This is a genomic window from Chryseosolibacter indicum (assembly GCF_018598585.1).
Taxonomy (GTDB): domain Bacteria; phylum Bacteroidota; class Bacteroidia; order Cytophagales; family Cyclobacteriaceae; genus Chryseosolibacter; species Chryseosolibacter indicus.
The window spans coordinates 1-1,566 of record NZ_JAHESD010000147.1 but is presented as its reverse complement, the minus strand read 5'-3'; the positions used below and the strand labels follow the sequence as shown (position 1 = coordinate 1,566).

Below are 1,566 nucleotides of genomic sequence, written 5' to 3'. Positions count from 1 at the left end.
ATCCATAGCCGTCAAGCTAAGGAATAAAGGATCTTTTGGGTATTCAACTTCTTGTTTTTTAACTCAGTAAGATATTTTCTTTCTGCGTTAGCAATCAATTTGGCGATCCAATCAACAGGAGATTTTACGTTGTGAAGTACTTGCCTGAGTAGACCTGAGAGTAGGAATGCAACTTTATAGAATTTCCAGATACTACATTTATAGTATTGATTTTTGGTATAGTTGACTATCCACTCCTGAATTAGCCATAGCATTTTCCAATGTAGAAGTATCCATAGGAACTTAGCCAATAGTTGGCACTGAAAGCGTTGCAGTTTCATAGATTTAATCTTACTGATATTTGCCTGTGATTTCCAGACTTTGAAGGTGAGTTCGATTTGCCATCGTAAGGAGTAGGTGGCTCTGACTTGAGCAGCTTTCATCCATTGTTTAGGAATATTAGTGATAAATAGATTAAGGGCAGCACAGGTTTTGAATTTGTCCGTCAGTTTGTATCCTTTGCTGCCAGCAGCTATCTGAGCTTTATGAAGTCGCTTGTTATAGGTTTGATTGTTAACTTTTGAAACAATGAGTCGGGTTTGAATGTCTTCTTTACCAATTTTAATGAATGCATCAATCTCCATCAATGGGATTGAATACCTTTTGAGTCGTTTGTGAATCTTTGAAAGGTCTATCTCAACTCCATTCTGGTCAAAGATTTTCCATTTGGAGTTTAGTCTATTTAAATAATATGCTTCAGCTTTTTCTATATGTTGAATGTAACCTTGACTTGTATAGGCTAGGTCCCTTATGAGTAAGTCGCCTTTCTCTATGTTAGCCAAAGTCTCTTTCGAATCTTGTTGATCATTACGACACGCACTGGTGAGTGATAATACTATAGGCTTACCATAAAGTAGATCATATTCATATTGGATGCTTATTTGAGCTACAGTTCCAATACCTCCTTGTCCCTTGTAGGTTTGAGCATATTCGCTAGGAACGCTGAAGCGTGTCGAATCCTTTACTCTGATTCTGTTAAACTGTTTGTAATCTTCGGATTTTTTAACAGGCAAAAGATGTTTTGATAACTGTTCTTCCAATAACTCGGCTAAGAACGTAACTGAAAAATCATTGAATCGTTGATGAAGTGCTTGCTTTGAAATATCTAAACCATGCTGAACGCTATAGTCATTCACCAAGTCTTCCAAGCTTAATTGGTTAGGAGATTTACTAGCAAACATCAGCAGGTCTACAAACTGCTGAGCAGTCAAGGTCGATTTGCGTTGAACAAATTTATGCTTACGTGCTAGTCGCTCGAGGAAGTCACTCGAAAAATATCCTTTAATCCGTTCGTTAAAAATTGCACTTGATTTTCTAATAAACGATGATTCGATTTGTTGGTTCTTCTCCTATAAAGTACCTTTCAAAAACAAAAGGCAGATCTCGTTCGACAAAATGCGCTGCCTTTTATAAAATAAAATCTTTACTAAAATGGAGAAAAACACTTGGTATTCCTACCAGGGAATACTGTGTTCACATACAACCTCCTGAAAATCAAACAACTTTCTTAGCTTGACGGCTATGGAT

The 1,566-nt window shown here is 36.8% G+C and carries 1 protein-coding gene; it reads right to left on the bottom strand.

From position 1 onward, the window contains the following. Window positions 1-11: 11 nt before the first annotated feature. Window positions 12-1,325, bottom strand: a complete 1,314-nt coding sequence (locus tag KK060_RS24820; RefSeq protein ID WP_254157982.1) for an IS4 family transposase — start codon at window positions 1,323-1,325, stop codon at window positions 12-14. Window positions 1,326-1,566: the final 241 nt, after the last annotated feature.